This is a genomic window from Streptomyces sp. NBC_00258 (assembly GCF_036182465.1).
Taxonomy (GTDB): domain Bacteria; phylum Actinomycetota; class Actinomycetes; order Streptomycetales; family Streptomycetaceae; genus Streptomyces.
Genome location: NZ_CP108081.1, coordinates 11,419,481 through 11,439,833, shown reverse-complemented (window position 1 = coordinate 11,439,833; position 20,353 = coordinate 11,419,481). Strand labels below are relative to the sequence as shown.

Annotated in this window: 21 protein-coding genes and 3 pseudogenes; 13 read left to right on the top strand and 11 right to left on the bottom strand. The window is 66.9% G+C overall.

Features of this window, described 5'->3' with window-relative positions:
• Positions 1-217: 217 nt before the first annotated feature.
• Complete coding sequence (locus OG718_RS50750) at positions 218-802, top strand: hypothetical protein (RefSeq protein WP_328847456.1); 585 nt, start codon at positions 218-220, stop codon at positions 800-802.
• 61 nt (positions 803-863) lie between these two features.
• A pseudogene (locus OG718_RS50745) lies at positions 864-1,256 on the top strand (GNAT family N-acetyltransferase); the annotation flags it as partial.
• 80 nt (positions 1,257-1,336) lie between these two features.
• Here OG718_RS50745 and OG718_RS50740 read toward each other — a convergent pair.
• On the bottom strand, positions 1,337-1,465 hold the full coding sequence (locus OG718_RS50740) for a hypothetical protein (RefSeq protein ID WP_260695740.1): 129 nt from the start codon (positions 1,463-1,465) through the stop codon (positions 1,337-1,339).
• A 239-nt stretch (positions 1,466-1,704) separates the two neighbouring features.
• Here OG718_RS50740 and OG718_RS50735 point away from each other — a divergent pair, with 239 nt between their 5' ends.
• Complete coding sequence (locus tag OG718_RS50735) at positions 1,705-2,106, top strand: hypothetical protein (protein ID WP_143643157.1); 402 nt, start codon at positions 1,705-1,707, stop codon at positions 2,104-2,106.
• Positions 2,107-2,438: 332 nt separating this feature from the next.
• Here OG718_RS50735 and gap read toward each other — a convergent pair whose 3' ends face one another.
• Both gap and OG718_RS50725 read right to left on the bottom strand, forming a co-directional pair.
• Positions 2,439-3,437, bottom strand: a complete 999-nt coding sequence (gene gap, locus OG718_RS50730) for a type I glyceraldehyde-3-phosphate dehydrogenase (protein WP_328847455.1) — start codon at positions 3,435-3,437, stop codon at positions 2,439-2,441.
• Positions 3,438-3,555: 118 nt separating this feature from the next.
• Positions 3,556-4,512 carry a GlxA family transcriptional regulator gene (locus OG718_RS50725; RefSeq protein WP_328847454.1) on the bottom strand — a complete coding sequence of 319 codons (957 nt, stop codon included), beginning with the start codon at positions 4,510-4,512 and terminating at the stop codon, positions 3,556-3,558.
• Positions 4,513-5,073: 561 nt separating this feature from the next.
• Here OG718_RS50725 and OG718_RS50720 point away from each other — a divergent pair.
• Positions 5,074-6,243, top strand: a complete 1,170-nt coding sequence (locus tag OG718_RS50720; RefSeq protein WP_328847453.1) for a hypothetical protein — start codon at positions 5,074-5,076, stop codon at positions 6,241-6,243.
• 201 nt (positions 6,244-6,444) lie between these two features.
• On the opposite strand, the gene OG718_RS50715 is transcribed toward OG718_RS50720, so the two are convergent.
• Positions 6,445-6,993, bottom strand: coding sequence for a DapH/DapD/GlmU-related protein (locus OG718_RS50715; protein ID WP_143643154.1), 549 nt, complete (start codon positions 6,991-6,993; stop codon positions 6,445-6,447).
• A gap of 176 nt (positions 6,994-7,169) precedes the next feature.
• Between OG718_RS50715 and OG718_RS50710 the strand changes: the two genes are divergently transcribed.
• The 5 genes from OG718_RS50710 (at position 7,170) to OG718_RS50690 (ending at position 11,084) form a co-directional block, all read left to right on the top strand.
• Positions 7,170-8,120 (top strand): LysR family transcriptional regulator, encoded by a 951-nt coding sequence (locus OG718_RS50710; RefSeq protein WP_328847452.1) that lies wholly within the window; start codon positions 7,170-7,172, stop codon positions 8,118-8,120.
• 224 nt (positions 8,121-8,344) lie between these two features.
• Positions 8,345-8,989, top strand: coding sequence for a DNA alkylation repair protein (locus tag OG718_RS50705; protein WP_328847980.1), 645 nt, complete (start codon positions 8,345-8,347; stop codon positions 8,987-8,989).
• A 308-nt stretch (positions 8,990-9,297) separates the two neighbouring features.
• Entirely contained in the window at positions 9,298-9,522 is a 225-nt protein-coding gene (locus tag OG718_RS50700; RefSeq protein WP_328847451.1) for a hypothetical protein, read from the top strand.
• Between the two features lie 91 nt (positions 9,523-9,613).
• Positions 9,614-10,213, top strand: a complete 600-nt coding sequence (locus OG718_RS50695; RefSeq protein ID WP_328847450.1) for an ALF repeat-containing protein — start codon at positions 9,614-9,616, stop codon at positions 10,211-10,213.
• Between the two features lie 217 nt (positions 10,214-10,430).
• Entirely contained in the window at positions 10,431-11,084 is a 654-nt protein-coding gene (locus OG718_RS50690) for a class I SAM-dependent DNA methyltransferase (protein ID WP_143643214.1), read from the top strand.
• A gap of 229 nt (positions 11,085-11,313) precedes the next feature.
• Here OG718_RS50690 and OG718_RS50685 read toward each other — a convergent pair whose 3' ends face one another.
• From OG718_RS50685 to OG718_RS50675, 3 genes are all read right to left on the bottom strand, one after another.
• Complete coding sequence (locus OG718_RS50685) at positions 11,314-11,880, bottom strand: GNAT family N-acetyltransferase (RefSeq protein WP_143643150.1); 567 nt, start codon at positions 11,878-11,880, stop codon at positions 11,314-11,316.
• 360 nt (positions 11,881-12,240) lie between these two features.
• Positions 12,241-12,876: a M15 family metallopeptidase gene (locus OG718_RS50680; protein ID WP_328847449.1), complete on the bottom strand. Its 636-nt coding sequence runs from the start codon at positions 12,874-12,876 to the stop codon at positions 12,241-12,243.
• A gap of 328 nt (positions 12,877-13,204) precedes the next feature.
• Entirely contained in the window at positions 13,205-13,972 is a 768-nt protein-coding gene (locus OG718_RS50675; protein ID WP_328847448.1) for a methyltransferase domain-containing protein, read from the bottom strand.
• A 93-nt stretch (positions 13,973-14,065) separates the two neighbouring features.
• On the opposite strand from OG718_RS50675, the gene OG718_RS50670 reads away from it, so the two are divergent.
• Positions 14,066-14,617, top strand: a complete 552-nt coding sequence (locus tag OG718_RS50670) for a winged helix-turn-helix transcriptional regulator (protein ID WP_328847447.1) — start codon at positions 14,066-14,068, stop codon at positions 14,615-14,617.
• Between the two features lie 14 nt (positions 14,618-14,631).
• Here the strand turns inward: OG718_RS50670 and map are convergent, their stop codons facing one another.
• Entirely contained in the window at positions 14,632-15,399 is a 768-nt protein-coding gene (gene map, locus OG718_RS50665; protein ID WP_328847446.1) for a type I methionyl aminopeptidase, read from the bottom strand.
• 556 nt (positions 15,400-15,955) lie between these two features.
• On the opposite strand from map, the gene OG718_RS50660 reads away from it, so the two are divergent.
• Positions 15,956-16,252: a hypothetical protein gene (locus tag OG718_RS50660; protein WP_143643145.1), complete on the top strand. Its 297-nt coding sequence runs from the start codon at positions 15,956-15,958 to the stop codon at positions 16,250-16,252.
• 62 nt (positions 16,253-16,314) lie between these two features.
• On the top strand, positions 16,315-16,857 hold the full coding sequence (locus tag OG718_RS50655; protein WP_328847979.1) for a GNAT family N-acetyltransferase: 543 nt from the start codon (positions 16,315-16,317) through the stop codon (positions 16,855-16,857).
• Positions 16,858-17,046: 189 nt separating this feature from the next.
• Here OG718_RS50655 and OG718_RS50650 read toward each other — a convergent pair.
• Both OG718_RS50650 and istA read right to left on the bottom strand, forming a co-directional pair.
• A pseudogene (locus OG718_RS50650) lies at positions 17,047-17,244 on the bottom strand (IS21-like element helper ATPase IstB); the annotation flags it as partial.
• Positions 17,241-18,940: pseudogene (gene istA, locus OG718_RS50645) on the bottom strand (IS21 family transposase). The pseudogenes istA and OG718_RS50650, both read right to left, overlap by 4 nt.
• A 217-nt stretch (positions 18,941-19,157) precedes the next feature.
• Here istA and OG718_RS50640 point away from each other — a divergent pair.
• The gene (locus tag OG718_RS50640) at positions 19,158-19,913 is read left to right on the top strand and encodes a class I SAM-dependent methyltransferase (protein ID WP_328847978.1); all 756 of its coding nucleotides are present in this window, start codon (positions 19,158-19,160) and stop codon (positions 19,911-19,913) included.
• A gap of 74 nt (positions 19,914-19,987) precedes the next feature.
• Here OG718_RS50640 and OG718_RS50635 read toward each other — a convergent pair whose 3' ends face one another.
• Positions 19,988-20,284, bottom strand: coding sequence for a hypothetical protein (locus OG718_RS50635; protein ID WP_328847445.1), 297 nt, complete (start codon positions 20,282-20,284; stop codon positions 19,988-19,990).
• Positions 20,285-20,353 lie beyond the last annotated feature (69 nt).

Sequence of the window (20,353 nt, the reverse complement as noted above, 5' to 3'; positions counted from 1 at the left end):
AAGACCGCCCTCGCCAACTGCCCCGTCACCAAGCCCGAGCCTGGCGTGCCAGTACCGACAGCAAGCCTTCCAGCCGGCATGACGACCAAGGCCTACGGCGGGAGTACCTGAGTCCTTCTCCCCCCCAATCCCGCACTGAAGATTGCCGGATACCGGCAATGCGGCAAATCCTGCCGCGCATGCATGCTGGCGTCTGCCGACCAAAACGGGGGCGCCAGTGGAAACAAGCACCGCCCGCAGCATTGTGCGTGCACGGATAGGGGCGGGCCTGGCGGTAACGATCCTTCTCCTGCCCTTCGGCGGCTACGGACTGGCCCAGACCGGAGCCGTACCCGAAGGCGCACCGGTCGCGCTCGTCCCGCTGTCCGAAATCGTCGGTTTCATCCTCCTCACTGCTCTGCGTGAGGAACGAGCCCCGTTCCAACACTCGTCGACACGTCTGACTGCGAACACCCTGACCGGCGAACGATCCGTGGACCTGAACCGGATCGCCACCGTCCGGCTGGTGACGACCTTCTCGTACGGCAGCGTGTATCGGACTCTGGTGGTGCGCGATGCCCATGGCGTGCGTCTGGGCATCACGAGCGAGAGAAGCCGCAGGAAGGTGCGCCGGGCAGTCGAGAAGGCGGACTCGAACGCAGCGCGAGGTGTCCCCGGGCCCCGGGTGAGCCGTGCAGCCCGAGCCCATCTGGGCCTTGCCCCAGGGCAAGGGCTCGCCGTCCACACGGTGCTCGCCTTTCTGCTCCTCACTGCGCCCGGAAGTCTGTACGTGGCTGTTGTGCTCCGACTCGGCGGGCAGTGAGCATCTCCTCCATAACGGCTCATGAGCCCGCCATGGCCACTACCACGACGACGATCGAGATATGACGATCAAATACGAATGGCGGGGCGACTTCGACAACGCCGCCCTCAACGCCCTGCACGCTGACGGCTTCGGCCACCAAGTCACTCAGACCGACTGGCGAGAACAACTTGAACACCACAGTCTCGGCTGGGTCTGTGCCTGGGAGGACGGATCTCTGATCGGGTTCATCAACATTGCCTGGGACGGTGGCGTTCATGCCTTCATCCTGGACACAGTCGTCGCACGGCAGCACCGGGCGAAAGGCATCGGTACCACGCTCGTCGCGACCGCAGCCCAAAGAGCTCGTGCCGCGAAATGCGAATGGCTCCACATCGACTTCGAAGAGCACCTGCGCCCATTCTACTTCGACGCCTGCGGCTTCAAAGAAACAACAGCCGGCCTGATCGCTCTCCAATGCCATGAGCCAAGGCGCACAGCACCAGAAACGGCATCAGCAAACCCACACTCGGCCCCCTGACCGAATCCAGTCCGTCACCGGGTGTGGCTGCACCACAGCCAGACCAGCACCCGCCCAGCGGCAGCGGGCAGGTCGTCCGCGAACACGTCGATGCCCTCAGCGCCGGCATCCTCGATCCGGTCCGGGCCGGCATCCCCAGCCATCGCAAGATCACCTCGTGGATCATGCGGACCCGGGAGACGCTCACCGAAAGCCCGGACGAGCGACTCCTTCAAATCCGGCTCGCCTGCCCGGACATCGCCTGCGACCTCGCCCGAGCCTTCGCCGATCTTCCTGACTCAGAACTGAGATCCCCGGCAAGTGCTCTCGGCCCCGACACCACTGTCACAGCGCGGCTCTATTCTTCGCGAGACGCCCAATACCGATGAACGGAGCGCGTGCTGTGCAAATCGCAGGCTTGGACCTGTACGTGAACCATCCCGTGATGGCTCTCGGCTCCACGGAATGGATCCCGACCACACTCGCGCTGGAGGATCGGCCGGCCGCTGCATGCGAAACGCACATCGTCGTCCGAGTCCAGGCTCAGGTCCAGCTGGTCAAGGTACGAGTGTTCATCGAGGACATCTCCAGCGTCGGGACGAAGCAGGATGGCTTCACCACCGTATTTGACGGCTCCCTGCTACTGGCCGACGGACGCCTCGTCGTCGGTGACGTCATCGGTCAAAGCCGGTACACCACCAATCTCGTGGGCCAGCCTGGCAAGCGCCGTGTCACCGTCGCCGTGGACAACCCCAACGGACCGGCCGGCGCCGTCGACATCACACTGGGCGAGATCCCGCTGTAGGCATCCGACGACTTCACCGAACGGCAGCCAGAACTCTCAAAGCCCCCAGCCCGTGCTTCGTCCCCACTTGGTTGCGGGATTGACCAGGGGGCGGATCCGTCTGGCCACCAGATGCGAGGGGCGTCGCGGACTGCCACGGGGCCCGTGGGCCATTGCGGGGCGACGCCCGAAGAGTGCCCTGGACACGGCTGTGACGCTCCCGCACTCCTCGGAAGCTGGGCGCCCGCTTCTGTAATCGGGCGCTCCGGTTGGCCCGACCCGTCAACCAGAGCGCCCAATGGAAGTGTCGGCCGGCGCGGCTGCCGGAGGCGGGGTACCGCTCCGGCGGCCGGTCAGCCGGTGGCGAGGAGTTCGAGCGTGTCGATCACTCGGTTCGAGAAGCCCCACTCGTTGTCGTACCACGCGACCACCTTGACGTGGCGGCCCTCGACGCGGGTGAGGGCCGAGTCGAAGATCGACGAGGCGGGATTGCCCACGATGTCGGAGGAGACGAGCGGGTCCTCCGAGTACTCGAGGACGCCGGAGAGCGGCCCCTGGGCATCGGCGCGGTACGCCGCCAGCACGTCGTCGCGCGTCACGTCGCGGGCGACGGTCGTGTTGAGTTCGACGATCGAGCCCACCGGCACCGGTACGCGGATCGAGTCGCCCGACAGCTTGCCGTCGAGGTTGGGCAGCACTAGGCCGATCGCCTTGGCGGCGCCGGTCGTGGTCGGCACGATGTTGACGCCGGCGGCCCGGGCGCGACGGGCGTCGCGGTGCGGACCGTCCTGCAGGTTCTGCTCCTGCGTGTAGGCGTGCACCGTCGTCATGAACCCGTGCTCGATACCGGCGAGGTCGTCGAGCACCTTGGCCAGCGGGGCGAGCGCGTTGGTGGTGCAGGAGGCGTTCGAGACGATCGTGTGCACGGCCGGGTCGTAGGCGTCGGTGTTGACCCCGAACGCGAGCGTGACGTCGGCGCCGTCCGACGGCGCGCTGACGAGCACCTTGCGCGCGCCCGCGTCGAGGTGGGCCCGGGCGGCCTTGGCCGAGGTGAAGCGGCCAGTGGCTTCCAGGACGATGTCGACGCCGAGTTCGGCCCACGGCAGCTGCGCCGGTTCGCGCTCGGCCAGCACCTTGATCCGACGGCCGTCGACGACGAGTACGTCCCCGTCGACGGTCACCGGGCGTCCGAGCCGGCCGGCCGTGCTGTCATAGGCGAGCAGCCGGGCGAGAGTGGCGGGCTCCGTCAGGTCGTTGACGGCGACGATCTCCAGGGCGCCGTCGCGCTCCAGCAGGGCGCGCAGCACATTGCGTCCGATGCGGCCGAATCCGTTGATGGCGATGCGAGTCATGAGTGAGGTCCCTTCCCTTCGCCACCAGGCTGGCGCGCGGCCGACGCCGCTGACAGTGGCGGGATCGCCATGGTTCAAAAGGATCCCGCCATGCCCTGCCACGCCGGTGCCGGGTGGCTTACTCGCCCCGCGTGAAGGTGCGCCGGTACTCGCTCGGTGTGGTGCCGAGGATGCGCTGGAAGTGCAGGCGCAGGTTCGCGCCGGTGCCGAGCCCGATGTCGGCGGCGATCTGTTCGACGCCGCGCTGCGAGCGCTCCAGCAGTTCGCGGGCCAGGTCGATGCGGGCGCGCATCACCCACTGCATCGGCGTGTAGCCGGTCTCGTCGACGAAGCGCCGGGAGAACGTGCGCGGCGAGACCCCCGCCTGCCGCGCCAGTATGTCGAGGGTGAGGGGCTCGCCGAGCCGGTGCAGCGCCCACTCGCGGGTGGCGGCGAACCGCTCCCCGAGCGGCTCGGGGACGCTGCGCGGCACGTACTGGGCCTGGCCGCCGCTGCGGTAAGGGGCCGCGACCAGACGCCGGGCCGCGTGGTTGGACGCGGCCACTCCGAGGTCGCCACGCAGGATGTGCAGGCACAGGTCGATGCCGGAGGCGGCGCCTGCCGACGTGAGCACGCTGCCCTCGTCGACGAACAGCACGTTCTCGTCGACCCGGACGAGCGGATGCCTGGCCGCGAGTGCCCGCGTGTAGTGCCAGTGCGTCGTGGCGCGTCTGCCGTCGAGCAGGCCCGTGGCGGCGAGCGCGAAGGCACCCGTCGAGATGGCGGCGAGCCGCGCACCCCGGTTGTGGGCGGCGATCAGTGCCTCGACGACGGCCTGCGGCGGATCGTCGCGGTCCGGGAACCGGTAGCCGGGGACGAAGACGATGTCGGCCCACGCAAGCGCGTCGAGGCCGTGGGCGACGGAGTACGCGAGGCCGTCGCCGCCGGTCACGAGACCGGGTGTCGCCCCGCACACCCGCACCTCGTACGGCATGCTCGCGCGGGTCGTGAACACCTGCGCGGGAATTCCGACATCGAGCGGCTTCGCACCCTCGAGTACAAGGACGGCGACACGATGTGGGCGGGGTGCAGGCACAGGACGAGGCTACGCGGGGCGTGTCCGGCCGACCACATCACCAGTGACAAGGGCTACAACTCCAGAGCGATCCAGGCCTGGCTTCGGGAAGCGGATGCATTCTGAGGCCCGACTCCTGACACCTGTCAGGACCGGTGCGGTCGGCACCCTTCCAGCCTTCGCGGCGCAGGTACACCCCCTGTCAGGCCGGCCGCAAGGAGCGCCATGTCGCTGTGCACCCGTACGGCTGCCACGCTGAGCCTGGCCGCCTCGTTCGACGGTCCTGTCGGACTCACTCCGGTGGCACCGGCCACGGCATCTTGGGGCTGCCCCCCACGTCCACCGCGAGACCACGGGGGTTGACGCGCGGCGGACCTCTTCACCGCCGGGTCGTGGTTCGGCCGGAGTTGTTGAGCAAGGTGGCCGCCGCGACCACACGCTGGTCAGTACCTCGCTGCACGAGCCGCTGAGAACTACGGTGTTGGGGTGACTGTTGTTGAGACCGTAGCCCGCGTACGAGTCAGTAGCGGACGTCCTGTTGAGCAACTGGTATGCCATCCGCGACTTCCCTTGGTCGCCGGCTTGGACTCGGAACGTCCAGCGGTCCACGTCTGGGACTGCGAAGCAGGGCAGCTGCGCCAACTCGGTTCTGTTGGCGCCGAGTCGGCGGTCTACGGCGATGCCTCCGGTTGGGACCGGTTCAAGCGGACACCTGCTGTGGCATGGCATCCAGACGAGCCACTGCTCGTCGTGTCGGCCGAGGGCAGAATGGTGCAGTGGACTCCCGCCGGGCTCGGCGAACTGGAAAATCTTCCACCCACCGCCCGCTACCGCAGTCTGGCATTCAGCCCGAACGGCCAGACGTTGTGGGCATCGCCGTCGTCAGGCGATGAAGACAGCGCATGGGAGCGCTCTGACGTACTCGACCTCGCTTCGGGCACTGTCAGTACCGGCCCACGTTGGGACACCGGGGTCGCGGAGCATCCCATCGGCAGGCTGGTGACCACGCTCTGCAGCGATCAGGGCGCAACGCTCGGACTCTTCGCACGGGTCGATCACGAAGCAGCGCCTACCGCGATGCGAGTGCTTCGCCGGGCGCTGATCTTGGACGCCGACGGCTACGAGACGCCCATGTTCAGCGCAGACGGCCGCTACCTCGCGATTCGAGGCAACGCATACGGAAACTCACTGGACGTATTCGCCTTTCCTTCGCTGCACCGCGTTCTGGCGACAACACTCGGCGACCCCAGCCCGGGCTACCCATACCCGCCGGAGTGGCTTGAAGAGATGCGCTCCTGGTCACGACACAACATCGCGTTCGGAGTCCAACCCGGCGTGCTCTGGGTCGGAACGCCCACCGGGACTCTCATCGAAGTCGACCTCGAAAATCGGCACGCGGTCGAGCACGACGTCCTGTCCGGCTCCCCGGTATCCGGGCTGGGCGCCACAGCAACAGGCGAGCTCCTCATGGCCAGTCGTGGAGGCGATGTCGTGCTCCTGTCCGTGCGCGCCGACTCCACAGAGGCCCAAAGCAGGGACGGCGATACGTCGAGGGCGGCAGTCACCGCGTTCCTGGACGCCACCTCCGAGGTTCCTGACGACGGCGATCTGGAAACACACCTCGTCGTAACCGACGGAGCCCGCACCTGGGAATCGGATGATCTGGCAACGGTGACCACCGCAACCGCAACAGATCCGACCTGGCTGCAACTTCAAGCAGCTTTCAATGGCGCGCGCGACCAGGACAAGTGACCGCTCGAATGTGAATAGTCACCTCCAGGACGGAGGCAGCAGCAAGCTGTCCCGGGGCGGCCAACCTCCGGATGCACCGCGTGCTCCGACGTTCAGCCTGATGGAGATGTTTCCGTGCTACTCGCGCAAGTTCGAGTACTTCCTCCGCTTCGGGGGAATCGCCGCCACCGCGACCAGTAGGGCTGCTGCCGGCCTCTTGGCTCAGTCGTTCCACCGTTTGCGCTCGAACGCTGACGGTCCGGTCACCAGTGTGTTGGGGGGAACGTCCTTCGTGACGACGGCTCCAGCGCCGACCACGGCACCACGTCCGATCGTGACACCGGGGAGAACCGTGACCGCCGCGCCGAGCCACGCGTTGGCTTCGATCCTGATGGGTGCCCGGGTGATGAACTCGCTTCGCTCGGACGCCGGGAGGGGATGGTCGGAGGAGATCAGGTTGGTCTTCGGACCTATCAGGACACCGTCGCCCAGGCTGATGCCGCCCTGGTCCAAGAAGGTACAGCCCTGATTGACGAAGACGTGCTCACCGAAGTCGATGCCAAGCCCATGGTCGGTGTAGAAGGGTGGATAGACGGTGACAGAGCTGGGGACCGGCTTGCCGACGATCTCGGACAACAGAGCCGCGCGTGCGGCCTTGTTGTCGAAGGGCAGGACGTTGAGCCGTGACGTGAGCGTGGTCACGAGCTCGATTCGCTCGGCCACCCGCGCGAACTCGGGCGTGCGGACGTAGAGACGGTCTTGGTCAGGCAAGGGGGTTCCTCACGATGGGGCGCTCGGGCTGGAGCCGTTGAGTGGCATCCGCCGGGCGCGACGGTTGATCAACCACAGGTTGACCGGAACCATCAAAACGAGCAGGGCACGCCCGAATCAAACAACGATCACGACAGGCAGAATCAACGGTTGGTTGTCTGCCTAGGATGAGGGGCATGGACGTCACTGCCGTGCGCACCTTCGTCGCCGTTGCGGATGCGGGACAGTTCCAAGAGGCCGCCACCGATCTCTCGGTCACTCCGCAAGCGGTGTCCAAACGTATTGCCGCCCTGGAAAAGGAACTCGGCGTCCAGCTCTTCACCCGGGACGCACGCGGAGCGCGGCTCGCCATCGACGGGCAGGCGTTCCTGCCCCACGCCCGCAGGCTCCTCCAAGCCGCTGAGCGGGCCGTCGCTTCGGTACGGCCAGAACATCGGGCGTTGCGCGTCGACGTGATCGGGCGCCAGCTCTCCCTGGCCGGTCTGCTGCGCGGCTTCCACCGGGCCCACCCCGAGACCGAACTGGATGTCGTGACGCTGTTCGACTCCGAAACGGCCATCGCCGCCGTCCGGGCCGGAACCATCGATGCGACTTTCCGTGCTGTGACCATGCCCGGCCAGCAGCTCCCCCACAGCGTGGAAGCCACATCCGTCTTCGACGAACCACTGCACCTGTTCACCGGACCGGGACACGAGTATGCGAACGCCCCCGCGATCACTCCCGCCCAGCTCGCCGGACGCCGGATCTGGATGCCCGGGAACATGCCCCGCACCGAGTGGGCCGCGTACTACGACGAGTTCGCCGCCGCCTTCGGCATCATCATCGACTCAGTCGGCCCGGACTTCGGTATCGAGCCCCTGCTCGACACCATCGCCAATTCCACGACACTGGGCACCTTCGTCAGCGAGCAGACCCCGCTGGTCTGGCCCGCCGGCCACGACCTGCGTCGCATCCCCGTCAAAGACCCGACCCCGATCTACCCTCACTCACTGATCTGGCGCACCGACAACCCTCACCCCTCCCTGGCCGCCCTGCGCCAACACCTCACATCCGCCTGTCCCGGCCGCCCCAACAGCGGCATCTGGGCACCAGGATGGAGCCACCCCGTGCAACCTGAACGTGCCTGACCACCACCCACAGGCAAGCACACAGCGTGACCAGGGCTCGGCCAGCGCCGACGGCCCGTCGCACAGCCGGTTCCGCATACCGCCGCTGGTGGCCTGCGGCTGAGCCAGGCACCCAGGGTGTACGACAGGAGACCGGCTCCCGTCGTAGGCTGAATCTCGCGCGTAATGGACAGGAGGCCGAGGTGGCCGAGACGGCTCAGACCGAGACGACGGTGGCCGAGGTGATGGCCGAGTTGGCCGAGCTCGAGGACCCGAAGGCACGCGAGGTGAACGAAAAGCACGGTGACGATCACGGTGTGAACCTCAGCAAGCTGCGCGCGCTCGCGAAGCGGCTCAAGACGCAGCAGGAACTCGCGCGCCACCTCTGGGACACGGGTGACACCGCGGCGAGACTGCTGGCGATCCTGATCTGCCGCCCGAAGGCGTTCGAGCATGACGAGTTGGACGTCATGTTGCGCGAGGCACGCACCCCCAAGGTGCACGACTGGCTCGTGAACTACGTGGTCAAGAAGAACCCGCACTCCGAAGAGCTGCGCCTGACCTGGTCCGCCAATCCGGATCCAGTGGTCGCAAGTGCCGGCTGGGCACTGACAACCGAACGCGTGGCAAAGAAGCCCGAGGTGCTCGACCTCGCAGGTCTGCTCGATGTCATCGAAGCGGAGATGAAAAGCGCTCCGGATCGCCTGCAGTGGGCGATGAACCACTGCCTGGCTCAGATCGGAATCGAGCACCCCGAGCACCGCACCCGTGCGATCGGCATCGGTGAGCGCCTGGGGGTGCTCAAGGACTACCCGACTTCCCCGGGCTGCACCTCTCCGTTCGCGCCCATCTGGATCACCGAGATGGTGCGCCGACAGCACGACAAGTAGGAAGGTTCGCGCTCACGCTCCTGCCGCTACTCCCTCCGAGAAGGCGGCACCGATGCCAGCCAACCGTCGAGCTGATGGATCCGTAAGCATCTGCGAATGCTCCCGCCCGGCTGCGGCACCCGCCCGCCCATTGCCCGCTGAGGGGTCGAATCCGGCCACCGGCTGGGATGCCGCCGCTGAGTGGCGGAGCGCACCATGTGGCTGACCGACTGGTGACGCTTGCAACGGAGCTACGAACGCCGGGCCGACGACTCCGCATCCTTCGTCGGCAGCACCGTATCCCTCATTGACTACTGCCGACTCTCCAAGTGAGTCGCCCCCTCGGAGCCCTGACGTGGGAGGAGTTGACGACGGAGCGGGACCAGTCCGGCAAGCACCCCCCTCCAGCGGCCACCCGTTTCGGCGTCCGGCCCGGACCCAGCGGCTCGGTCCACACCCATTCCCTCATCAGCCAACTGCCCACCCGGGCCAACGATCCGCTGAGCGAAACGAGACTGCCCGGCGGCAGACCGTCGGCAATGAAGAACCTGTGAAGACTGCATGATCCAGGCAGAGACCCACCCCGGCCCCACTTGGGACAATGCCCCCTTGCACTCACGACTACGACAGAAGGTGGTTCACTCCGTGAGACTGACCCGCGCGACCCTCGCCGTAGCCGCCGGCGCCCTCGCTCCGGCCCTGCTGCTCTCCACTCCGTCCTTGGCCAGCGCCACGACGCCGTCGACCGCTGCCGCCGCGGCAGCAGCGGACACGGGCTCCCCCTACGACGAGATGGACGCGGACGACCTGCGCATCGCGATCGTCCGCATCCTGGCCGACCCCGACAGCGGCAGGCGCGTGACCCGAGAGGCCAACGAACTCCTCGACGACGGCACGGTGGAGGAGATGCGCGCCTGGCTCGAGACCGGCTACCGCCTCGCTCAGGCCGAGGACGACCGCGTCGCCATCGCCAGGATCCTCGCCGACCCCGACAGCGGCAGGGCCGTCGTCCGTAAGGCCAACAAGGCCCTCGACGACGGCAGCCCCGAGGTCGTGCGCGAATTCCTCGAAACCGGCCTCCGTCTCGCTCAGGCCGAGGACGACCGTGTGGCCATCGCGCGGATACTGGCCGATCCGAACATCAGCGACGCCCTGCGCGCGGCAGCGAACGCGGCCCTGGACGACAACACCCCAGAAGCGCTGCGCTACTTCCTTGAGGTCGGCCAGTACGAGGTCGACAGCTAGGGCCTGCCGTTCGGATTGGCCCGGATCAGGGAGCGGGCCTGGTGCGCGTAGCTCCAAGGCGCGGGAGAGAGTCAGCGCGGAGTGTTGGCGACTGACGACAACGCCTCAGAAATGCGCGCCAGGCCCCAGCCCGGCACGATCCAAACGAATTGGACCTGGCCGTCGTCGGAAGCCATCTCACGCTGCTGTTGGGTAGCCTGCCGTCGTGGGAATCGAACTGAACACTGACGACTGGATGGAAGAAACTCGGGCGTCCTACAACACCGTCGCCGCCAGCTACGCGGACCAGATGCGCAACCTGCTGGACGAAACGCCCTATGAGCGCGCGGTCCTGGCGCTGTTCGCCGACCAGGTGCGCACCAGCGGCGGGGGCCCGGTCGCGGACGTGGGATGCGGACCGGGGAGAATCACGGCCCACTTGCGTGACCTGGGAGTGGACGCCTTCGGGATCGATCTGTCGCCCGGGATGATCGAGGTGGCTCGGCGCGACCACCCCGGGCTACGGTTCGAGCTCGGCTCGATGACCGACCTCGACCTTGCTGATGGCTCGATGGCCGGGCTGGTCGCCTGGTACTCGCTGATCCACATCCCCGACGACGAGATCAGCTCGGTCTTCGCGCACTTCAAGCGAGTGGTCCGGCCTGGTGGCCCTTTGCTGCTCGGCTTCCACGTGGGTGATGAGTCGCAGCTGAAGACGCAGGGCTATGGCGGCCATCCGATGAAGCTCCACGTCCATCGTCGACAGCAGAGCCGCATGGCTGCCTGGCTCAACGAAGCCGGCTTCACCGTCGAAGCGCACCGGACTCTCACCTCGGCCGAGAGCACACTCGGGGGAATCGTTCTCGCACGTCGCCAGCCCGATACCCAGTAGGCCACAGACCGTTCAACTACCCAGCCGTGGCTTCCAGAGTGTGCCGGGGCTCGGTCTCTCGACGTGCCAGGCGACGGGTGATGCCCCGGTGGCGAGCCATTGCCACAAGTGGCGACAGCCGTACCCCTTGTCCTATGGCGATTGCTCAGTTTGTGTCATTGCGGCCCGCTCCCTCGGCGATACAGGCTGATCTGAAAGGACGTTGAGTCCGATCCTTCTTGGTTCGTGATCACTCGTTCGTGGCGCTGGTTGCCGCCCACTCTCGCCTGATCAACCCGAACACCCACGAGTCGGATACCTCGCCGTTCACGACGCAGTCCTCCCGCAACGTCCCTTCACGCATGAATCCGATCTTTTCCAGGACCCGGGCAGATGCCACGTTGCGCGTATCGGTCTCGGCCTGAACTCGATTCAGGTCCAGTGTGTCGAATGCCCACTGCAGCAAGGCGTGCGCGGTCTCCGTCGCGTAGCCGTGTCCCCACATCGCTTCGTCGAGGACGTAGCCCAACGACGCGCTGCGGTAGTCCGGGTTCCATCCGGTCAGACCGCACCAGCCGACGAAGGCCCCGTCAGAAGCGCGGTCGATGGCCACCCGGGCCCCGGTGCCTTCGTCCGCCATCGTCCGGCACATGTTGATGAAGCGTTCGGCGCGGGCCCGGTCGGTCCACGGCGGGGAGTCCCAGTAGCGCATCACGTACGAGCTGCTGTGCAGGGCGAAGAGCAGGTCCGCGTCGGCGTCGGTGAACGGGCGCAGTCGCAGGCGAGCGGTGTGCAGTACGGGGGTGGCCAAAGTCATGCGCACCATCTTGTGTCCTCACGGGGCGGGCAGAACATCGAATATTCGATCCCGTCCGATCCTCACGACCAAGGCTCCGCCTACCAGCAGATGCGGGACCGAGGAAACCGAATCCGAGCATGTCTCCGTTGGCGCGCAGGATGGTCTGGTTCGCGAACTGCGCGTGCAGCAGCATGAGCAGGTCGAAGAGCAGCACTGGCGCCGCGAGCATCGGGCCGCGCTTCACAGGCTCCGGCCGGGAGCCGGTATGGATCGCCCGGCGGGTGCCCGCGCACCAGGCACCCGAGCCGCCGTCCTGGGGGCCGACGTTGGCCCTGTCCAGCCTCCGCGGTGTCCACTTACGCCATCATCTCTCCTCGGTCACTGCTGCATTCTCGGGTCCTGAGTGGCGTCGGTATACATCTGCGGGCAGCCACGATCGATCGCGTCGGTGCGCAGTTCGTAGTGCCAGGGTTCGTTCCTGTAGATCTGGCACAGCCCGTACTCGGCACCGTGTTTGGACAGCCACGCCGTCGCATCGGAGTTCCCGAGGTCGACGGCGTCCCCCGACACGTGAGGAGACGTCGTCGCGGTCGCCACCCATCGGGCGGCCTCGTCTTCAGATCCGTACTTGGAGACCGCCTCGCGACGAAGCTGATCCTGGTACTCCGGGGAACGCCAGCCGCTGTTGACGTATAACTCGACTCCGTTGTCCGCGGCGTCCGTTGCAGCCTGGCGGAGGGCTTTGAGCAGCTCCGGATCGAGGTTGGCCACAGCCGGAATCTCGCCATCGAAGACCGTCACGCCGTCGGGGACGGCGCCATCTGCCTCGCCGAGCGCACCGCGACGTTCCATGCGAAGAGTGTTCGTGGGTGATGCGGCCGATGAGGACGAGGACTTCGGCATCTGGTAGCCGAGTGCTGCGATCATCGCTGCTATGACGACTACCAGGCCGACGACTGGGAGCCATCGAATCCAGCGGTTCCTTTTTTGTGCTGATGGTGGAGTTCGATTCATTCTGCCAGTGAAGGCAGCGTGGCGTTGTCAGCACGTATGCGGTTTTTGAGATGCCGACGATATGCGCCAGCTCGTAACATCAATATCATCCGCGTGTTGATTGTTGAGGACGAACTCATTCCGACAGCTACGTCCGGACCATGACCGTTCTCACCGATAACCGCTGTACCGATTTTCCCAAGGCCGTGGATTCGTGGGGAATAGGCGGGTCACGCGGAGTCGCGCCGTACGGCTGAGAGTTCGTAACAGGATCTTGGATGCTGGTGGGCGCTGATCAAACCGCTGCTGCCACCCTGGCCGGAGAGGTCACCAAGGCAGGGGCTATGGCTCATACCCGGCGGATCGCGTGGCCCAGATACGTCACCACCGGACTGCCCTGAGGCTCGAGCACCATGTCGACCAGCTCCGGCAGTTGCTCGTCGGTCAGCGAGCCGCGCCTGCGCCCGCGCGTCGCGCGTACCAGGCTGCGTACGTCGCGCGGCTTGAACGCCGAGACGTCCTGCGCGGACAGCCCCGCCCGGCCGAGGGCCTCGGCGAGCTCCGTCGGGCGGCGCAGCCGGTGTGCGGCATAGCGGCCGCGGGGCATGATCCGTGTGCCGGGGAAGGCCTGGAAGGCGCCGAGGTAGATGAGGCGAGAGATGGAAGTGCGGTTCACGGTGTCGTAGACGAAGGCTCCGCCGGGGCGCAGCACGCGCGCCGCCGCCGCGAGGACCGCGTCAGGCCGTTCGGTGATCTCGAGGGTGTCGGCGCAGTACAGGAGGTCGAAGGAGTCGTCAGGCAGGCCGAGTTCCTCCGCGGGTGTCGTGAGGTACGTGATACCGAGACCGTCGTCCGCTTCCTGGGCGAGGGCCGTCGCGGCGGGGGACGCATCGGCGGCGACGACCTCGAAACCTAGCTGGGCGAGACCGCGGGCCAGAAGACCGCGCCCGCTCCCGACGACGAGCGCCCGGCTGCCTGCCGCCGTGAGACCCACCTCCGAGAGCACGCGGCGCAGGTACTCAAGACGTACGGACTGAAAGGTCAGGGCCCGGATGTGGCGGCCGTCGACGACCGTGGGCCCGGCCGTGTCGAGTGCGATGTGCGGGGCGGTGGCCATGGCAGGCTCCCTCGACAAGTCAGGTCAGGTTCCCTTAGTAAACCTATTATCCGTAAGTTCCCTGAGGGAACTCAACGGCGATACGATGGGCCCGTGACCCGTACCCCCCTCTCCGGCGTCGCGTGCTCGATCGCCCGCGCGACCGATCTGTTCGGCGACGCCTGGACGGCCCTGATCATGCGCGACGTCCTCGTCGGCATCCGCCGCTTCGACGAGCTGGCGGAGGACCTCGGCCTGTCCCGCAAGACCCTCGCCGCGCGGCTGGCCCGGCTGGTCGAGGAAGGCGTACTGACGCGCGAGCGATACCAGGCCGCTCCGCCGCGCGAGGAGTACGTGGCCACGGAGAAGGGCCGGGAGTTCTACCAGGTGCTGCTGGCGCTGATGGCCTGGGGCGACAAGTGGTACGCAGGACCCGCAGGGCCGCCTGCCCAGATCCGCCACGATGCCTGTGGGCACCTGGCCACGCCGGTCGTGTCCTGCGACGCGTGCCGGGAGCCGCTCACGGTAGCCGACACGACGCAACTGCCCGGCCCCGGCGGGCGCGTGGGGCCGGGCACGCAGCTGCTGGGGCCGCTGATCGCTGCCCGGGGAGAGGGTGCCCCAGAGCCGGAACCCGCCCAGAATCCCGTCCGATCAGTTCCGTGAAAGTGTCGTTCCGGTCAGGGCAGGGTCAGGATGCGGGGGCCTTCTTCGGTGATGGCGATGGTGTGCTCGATATGGGCCGCTCGGCTGCCGTCGGTGGTACGGAGGGTCCAGCCGTCGAGTGCGGTGTAGTAGTCGTCGTGCCCGCCGGCCATGAGCATGGGTTCGATGGCGAGAGTCAGGCCGTGGCGGAGGCGGAAGCCGCGGCGGGAGCGTCCCCGGTTGGGGACGTGCGGATCTTCGTGCATGCTGCGACCGATGCCGTGACCCCCGAAGTCTGCGGGCATGCCGCAGCGGGCCGCTTCGGCGATGGCGCCGATGGCGTGCGAGATGTCACCGATGCGGTTGCCGGGGATGGCGGCGGCGATGCCGGCGTCGAGAGCGCGCTGGGTGGCGTCGATCAGGTCCAGGTCGGCGGGCCGAGGGGTGCCGACGGTGAAGCTGATGGCCGCGTCTCCGGTCCAGCCGTCGAGTTCCGCGCCACAGTCGATACTGACCAGATCGCCGTCACGCAGCCGGTAGCCGGTGGGGACCCCATGCGCCACGGCGTCGTTGACCGAGGTGCAGAGCACTGCGGGGAAGGGGGTGGAGGCGAAGGAGGGCTGGTAGCCGAGGAAGGGCGAGCGGGCCCCGGCCTTGGTCAGCACCGTGCGCGCCGCTTCGTCCAGTTCTTGCAGGGACACCCCGACGCCTGCCGCTTCCCGGGCGGCGGCGAGGGCTTGGGCCACGATGCGCCCGGCTTCCCGCATCGCGTCCAGCGCCGTGTCGGTCTTGATCTCCACCATGTCCTGCGACTCCTCGTCTCACGCCCGTGTTCCCAATTCTTATACCGGTATTAGTATCACGGTCACGATGGGAACTCCGTTGCCCCCGTGGGAACGGCAGAGCAACTCATGTGCCCCCGTGGGAACGGCAGCGCAACTCGTGCGGAGTCCACGTAGCGCATGGCGGTCTTGGCGTCGAGACCCAACACCTCGGCAAGGTGCACCCGCTCCACCACCACGGAGCAGTACGCGTCAAAGGTCCAGGTTGCCGACAGCCAGGTCGACGTCACCGGGACTGCCGAGCGCATGGGCCTCTCCCCCACCGGTTGCCGATGGGGGCTCTGCCGACCTGGGCGGCGAACCCATTTGCGGGCTGGGTCAAGCAGTCCTGCTTGGCTTTGTGCAGCATCACCGACGACTTGGGACTTCCGAGGTGACGGAATACATGGCGGGCAGAGGGCCACCGCTGTTCCGATCACTGTCCATGCCCTGTCCGGCTCAGGCCAACGCGCAGGTGGCTCGGCCAGCTGGTCAACTGGCCATACGACTCCGTACCTCTTCGCAAGGGAACTCAGCTATGGCGATCGTCGTGGTTCTCGATATGCCGGGCATGACCCAGGACCAGTACGAGCAGAGCGCGGAAAAGGTCGCCGGCCGCCCCGGCCCGGTCAAGAGCCCCGCCGACTGGCCGGTGTCCGGCCTCATCTCGCACACTGCAGCGCCCACCGACAACGGCTGGCTCGTCGTGGACGTCTGGGAGTCCGAGGAGGCGTTCCAGCAGTTCGGCGAGACCCTCGTCCCGATCCTGCGAGAACTCGGCCTCGCGGACGTGCAGCCGCAGACCTACCCGGTGTTCAACGTGGTCACCCGCTAGGGCACGATCGAAAGTGCCTGGCGAGGATGGCGGAGAGCCCATTTGTGATCCAGAATGACTCGGTGGTCACGCTTGAGACTCCCCGTTTGATCCTGCGTCGCTGGCGCGAGGCAGACGTTGCGCCCATGGCTGCCGTCAATGCCGACCCCGAGGTCATGCGGTGGATCCGTGACGGCAGCGTTCGTGACGAACAGCAGACCCGCGGCGGGATCCAGGCGTGGGAGAGCGAGTGGGAGTCACAGGGCTTCGGCCTGTTCGCCGTGGAGATTCGGGCCACTGGCGAGTTCGCCGGGTTCACCGGCCTTTCGGTACCCGACTTCTTGCCGGAGGTCCTGCCGGCGGTTGAGGTCGGCTGGCGGCTGGGGCGTTCCCACTGGGGTCAGGGCTTGGCCACCGAGGCCGCTGCGGCCGCTGTACGGTTCGGGTTCGAAGAGCGAGGGCTGGATCGGATCGTCAGCATCACTCAAGTGGGCAACGACGCCTCCGAACGGATCATGACCAAACTCGGGATGCATCCGGTCCGTGAGACCGTCAGTCCCACGTGCGGTCGGCGAGTACGGGTGTTCGAGTTGTCGTCGGATCAGTACGTCACAACCACTCGTTGATGGCGGCAACGAGGACGGTAGCCTCGTAGCCGAACCCGAGTTCGTCGTACTTGGTGGCCCACGACCCGATGCCTGTTGAGGCGGCTGATGCCGCACTCGACCGCGTGCCGCGCGTTGTAGTCCTCCGGGCCGAACCTCGGTGGCCGGCCACCACTGGGCCCGCGCCTCTTGCGGACCGCGTACGCCTACCGACCTTCGCCTGGCGCGGTCGTCGCACTCGGCCAGCAGCAGTTCGGCCAGGAACACCAGGTAGGACATCTGGTCGTTGCCGGCCTTGGCCGCCAGGTCGGGAAACTGGTTGCGGATCGTGGGCAGTCGCAGGACCCGGCATGCCTGGTCGACGGCGGCTTCGGCGGCTTGTTCACTCATCCGGCGGCGAGGACTCATGGCGGCAGCTTCTTCCTGCTCGGCTTCTGGGTAGGTCTCGGGGCCGGCGCGCGCCCAGCGGCGGCCACGGCGGCTCGCCGGCTGGGAAGCAGCTGGTCGTAGATCGACACGTCAGGCATGGGGCGGGTGTCTTTGGGCAGTTGCGCCAGGCGCCGCTGGGTCAGCGAGGTGACGGTCGCTGCGACGGCCCGGTCTGCCTCGGTAGTGGCTCGGCGTCGTGGCTTGGCCGAGGTCGGTTCGTCGTTGTCGGCGATGCGGCGGGCTTCCAGCGCGGCCGCGTCCGCAGTGAGCGCTCCGACCTGGAGCGCGGCGGCCAGGCCGGCGACGACGTGGCCGTGCTGCATGTGCCGGTGCAGCAGCAGAACCTCGATCAGAGCGCGGGTGCCGGCGGTGTCGCCGTGGGCGTTGCGGGCGGCTGTCCACCAGGCTTCGTGGATCGGGGTGAACTGGCCCGCGGCCCGGGCCTGTTCGAGGACCGTGGCGCCGGGCAGCGCGCCCGGTTTGCGCAGCAGCGCTTCGAGATCGTGATCGGGCTCGAGCCGTGATCCGCTCTTGGTCAGCAGCCGTTCGTGCTGGGCGATCTCGGTGCGGCCGTCGAACACCACGAGCTCGGAGGCGTGCAGCAAGACCCGGACCTGGCGGCCGATGAACCGGGTCGGGACCGAGTAACGGTTGGTGCGGACGGTGATCTGGGAGAACCGGTCGACCCGTGGGGTGAACCAGCGGCCGGTCTCGAACGTCTCGACGGGCAACGGCTTCAACGACGGCCGTTCGACGGCGAACAGCTCGCCGATCGTGCAGGGACGGGTCCCGATCCGCCGGGCCTCGTCGGCCAGATTCCACTCGTCGATCAGCATGTTCAAGTGCGCCAGCGAGTCGATCTCGGGGACGGGAACGAAGTGGTTGCGGCGAAACCAGCCGATCTGGCCCTCGACGCCGCCTTTCTCGTGGGCGCCCTCGATTCCCGGCGTGCAGTGAACGGCTCGATGCCCTAGTGGGACCGCAATGCGGTACACCGGTCGGTCTCGACCCGGCGCCGCGTGAAGCCGAGCACCGACGCGACCGCGGCCTTCAGGTTGTCGTACCGGATCTTGCCGAACGGCACGCCGCCCAGCGCTCTGAAAGCGTGCTCGTGGCCCTCGAAGAACGCCTCCTGACCGCCGGAGGCGAACACCCGGTGCACCGCCTTCCCGGAGAACGACAACCGCAGGCAGAACAAGTGGCACTTCACCAGCTCGCCCCGCAAACGAACCGCGACCTCGCCGAAGTCGACCTCGGCTTCGGCGCCGGCCAGGTGCGACTGCTCGATGAACACCTGCGCCGGGCCACGGCCGGCCTCAACCCGAATCTCCGGCTTCCGCTTGGCGACGTAGGCGCGCACGACCTGGTAGGACACGTCGTCCATCGCGTGCTCGTTGATCAACCGGCGATGGATCCGGACCACCGTGTGACGCTGCTTCCTCGGCGCATCCAGATCAGCCAGCAGCATCTGGTCGATCACCGGCTTGAACGGATCCAGCTTGGAACGGCGAGGCGCGTACGGTTCCCGAGGTTGCGGCCACGCCGAACTCAGCGCCTTCTGAACAGTCCGCCAGCCCACCCGGTACTTGCGCTCCAGCGCCCGGTTCGACATGCCCTCGCGAGCGTCACGCCGCAGCGCGGCATACAACTCGACCTTCGACTGGCCAGGCGGCATCGGCGGTGCTCCTTCACTGAGCACATTCACCTTGCCACCGCAACCTCGCGAGTGACACTACTTCTCACGAACAACTTCCCAGCCGGTGACATCCACTCAGACGGACAACTGACAAACACCGTCAGAGCCATCCTTGCGAAAACCATTGGTGCCCGACTTGCTCCGCTGATGGACTGACGTCCTACCGTGAGTCTGCCGCGTGACGGAGATAGTGGTTGTGACAGGCTATGACGTGCTTGCCGAGGTGTACGAATGGCTCATCTCGGATGCAAAGTTACCTCCAGCCGAGTTCGCTGCGTCGTTCGACGACGTCCTCAATCTCCTGTCGTCGAACGCTCACGTCCTCGACTGTTCGTGCGGAACCGGACAGTTGGCGGTTGGCCTCGCCGGTCGTGGCATGCAGGTTGTCGCAACTGACGCCAGCGAGGCGATGGTTCGTCGGACTGCAGAGTTGTCTGAGGAGTTCGGGGCATCCGTCCGGGCCGTACGGGCGAACTGGGAAGAGTTGCCCGACCATTTCCAGGACAACACGTTCGACACGGTGTTCTGCGTTGGCAACTCGCTTCACCATGCTGCGGGCGCGACAGGCAGGGGTGCTGCTCTGAAGTCGATGTCACGGCTTCTGCGCCCCGGCGGGCGCTTGGTACTCACATCCCGCACTTGGGAACTCGTGAGGGCCAGAGGTTCCCGGCTGGAGATCAGTGACCGACTCGTCCGCCGGAACGGTCGCGATGCCGTCGTGGTCTACCGCTGGGAGATTGCGCCGCATTGGGAGGAGGAGCACCACATCGAGATTGCGATCGCGCAAGTTGATGCGACCGGGTTGGTTCTTGTCCGCTCGGAACTGCTGTCCTGCTGGCCCTACCGGTACGAGGAACTCGAAGTCGAGCTGCACCGGGTCGGACTCCAAACGGAACTGAGCACGTTCGATCTTGAGGCCGAGAACTACATGGTGGTCGCGAGCAAGGTGTAAACACCGGACTCTCAGTCCCTGGCCGGACCGCGCGGTTGCTCGCAGGACGCTTGCGCCCTCTCATCGGTGCGGGTTCAAGTGGTCAACGCAACGCCTCGGACGAGGAATGCTCGTCGATCAGACGGCGGTAGATCCGGGGTGCCGGTGTGGCGCTGTTTCCTGGTCGCGTCCAGATCAATGAGCAGGATCTCGTCGATCAGCAGCGTGAACGCATCCAGCTTCGACGGCCGCGCCGAAGCGGTTGTCGTGCGTGGCTGCGGCAAAGCCGAGGTCAGGGCCTTGTTTACCGTGCTCCAGGTGACGCCGTACTTGCACTGCAACGCCCGGTTCGACATGCCATCGCGGGAGTCGCGCCGCAGCGCGGCGTACAACTCTCGACCTTCGACTGGCCAGGCGGCATCGGGGGTGCTCCTTTACTGGGCACATCCAGCTTGACACCG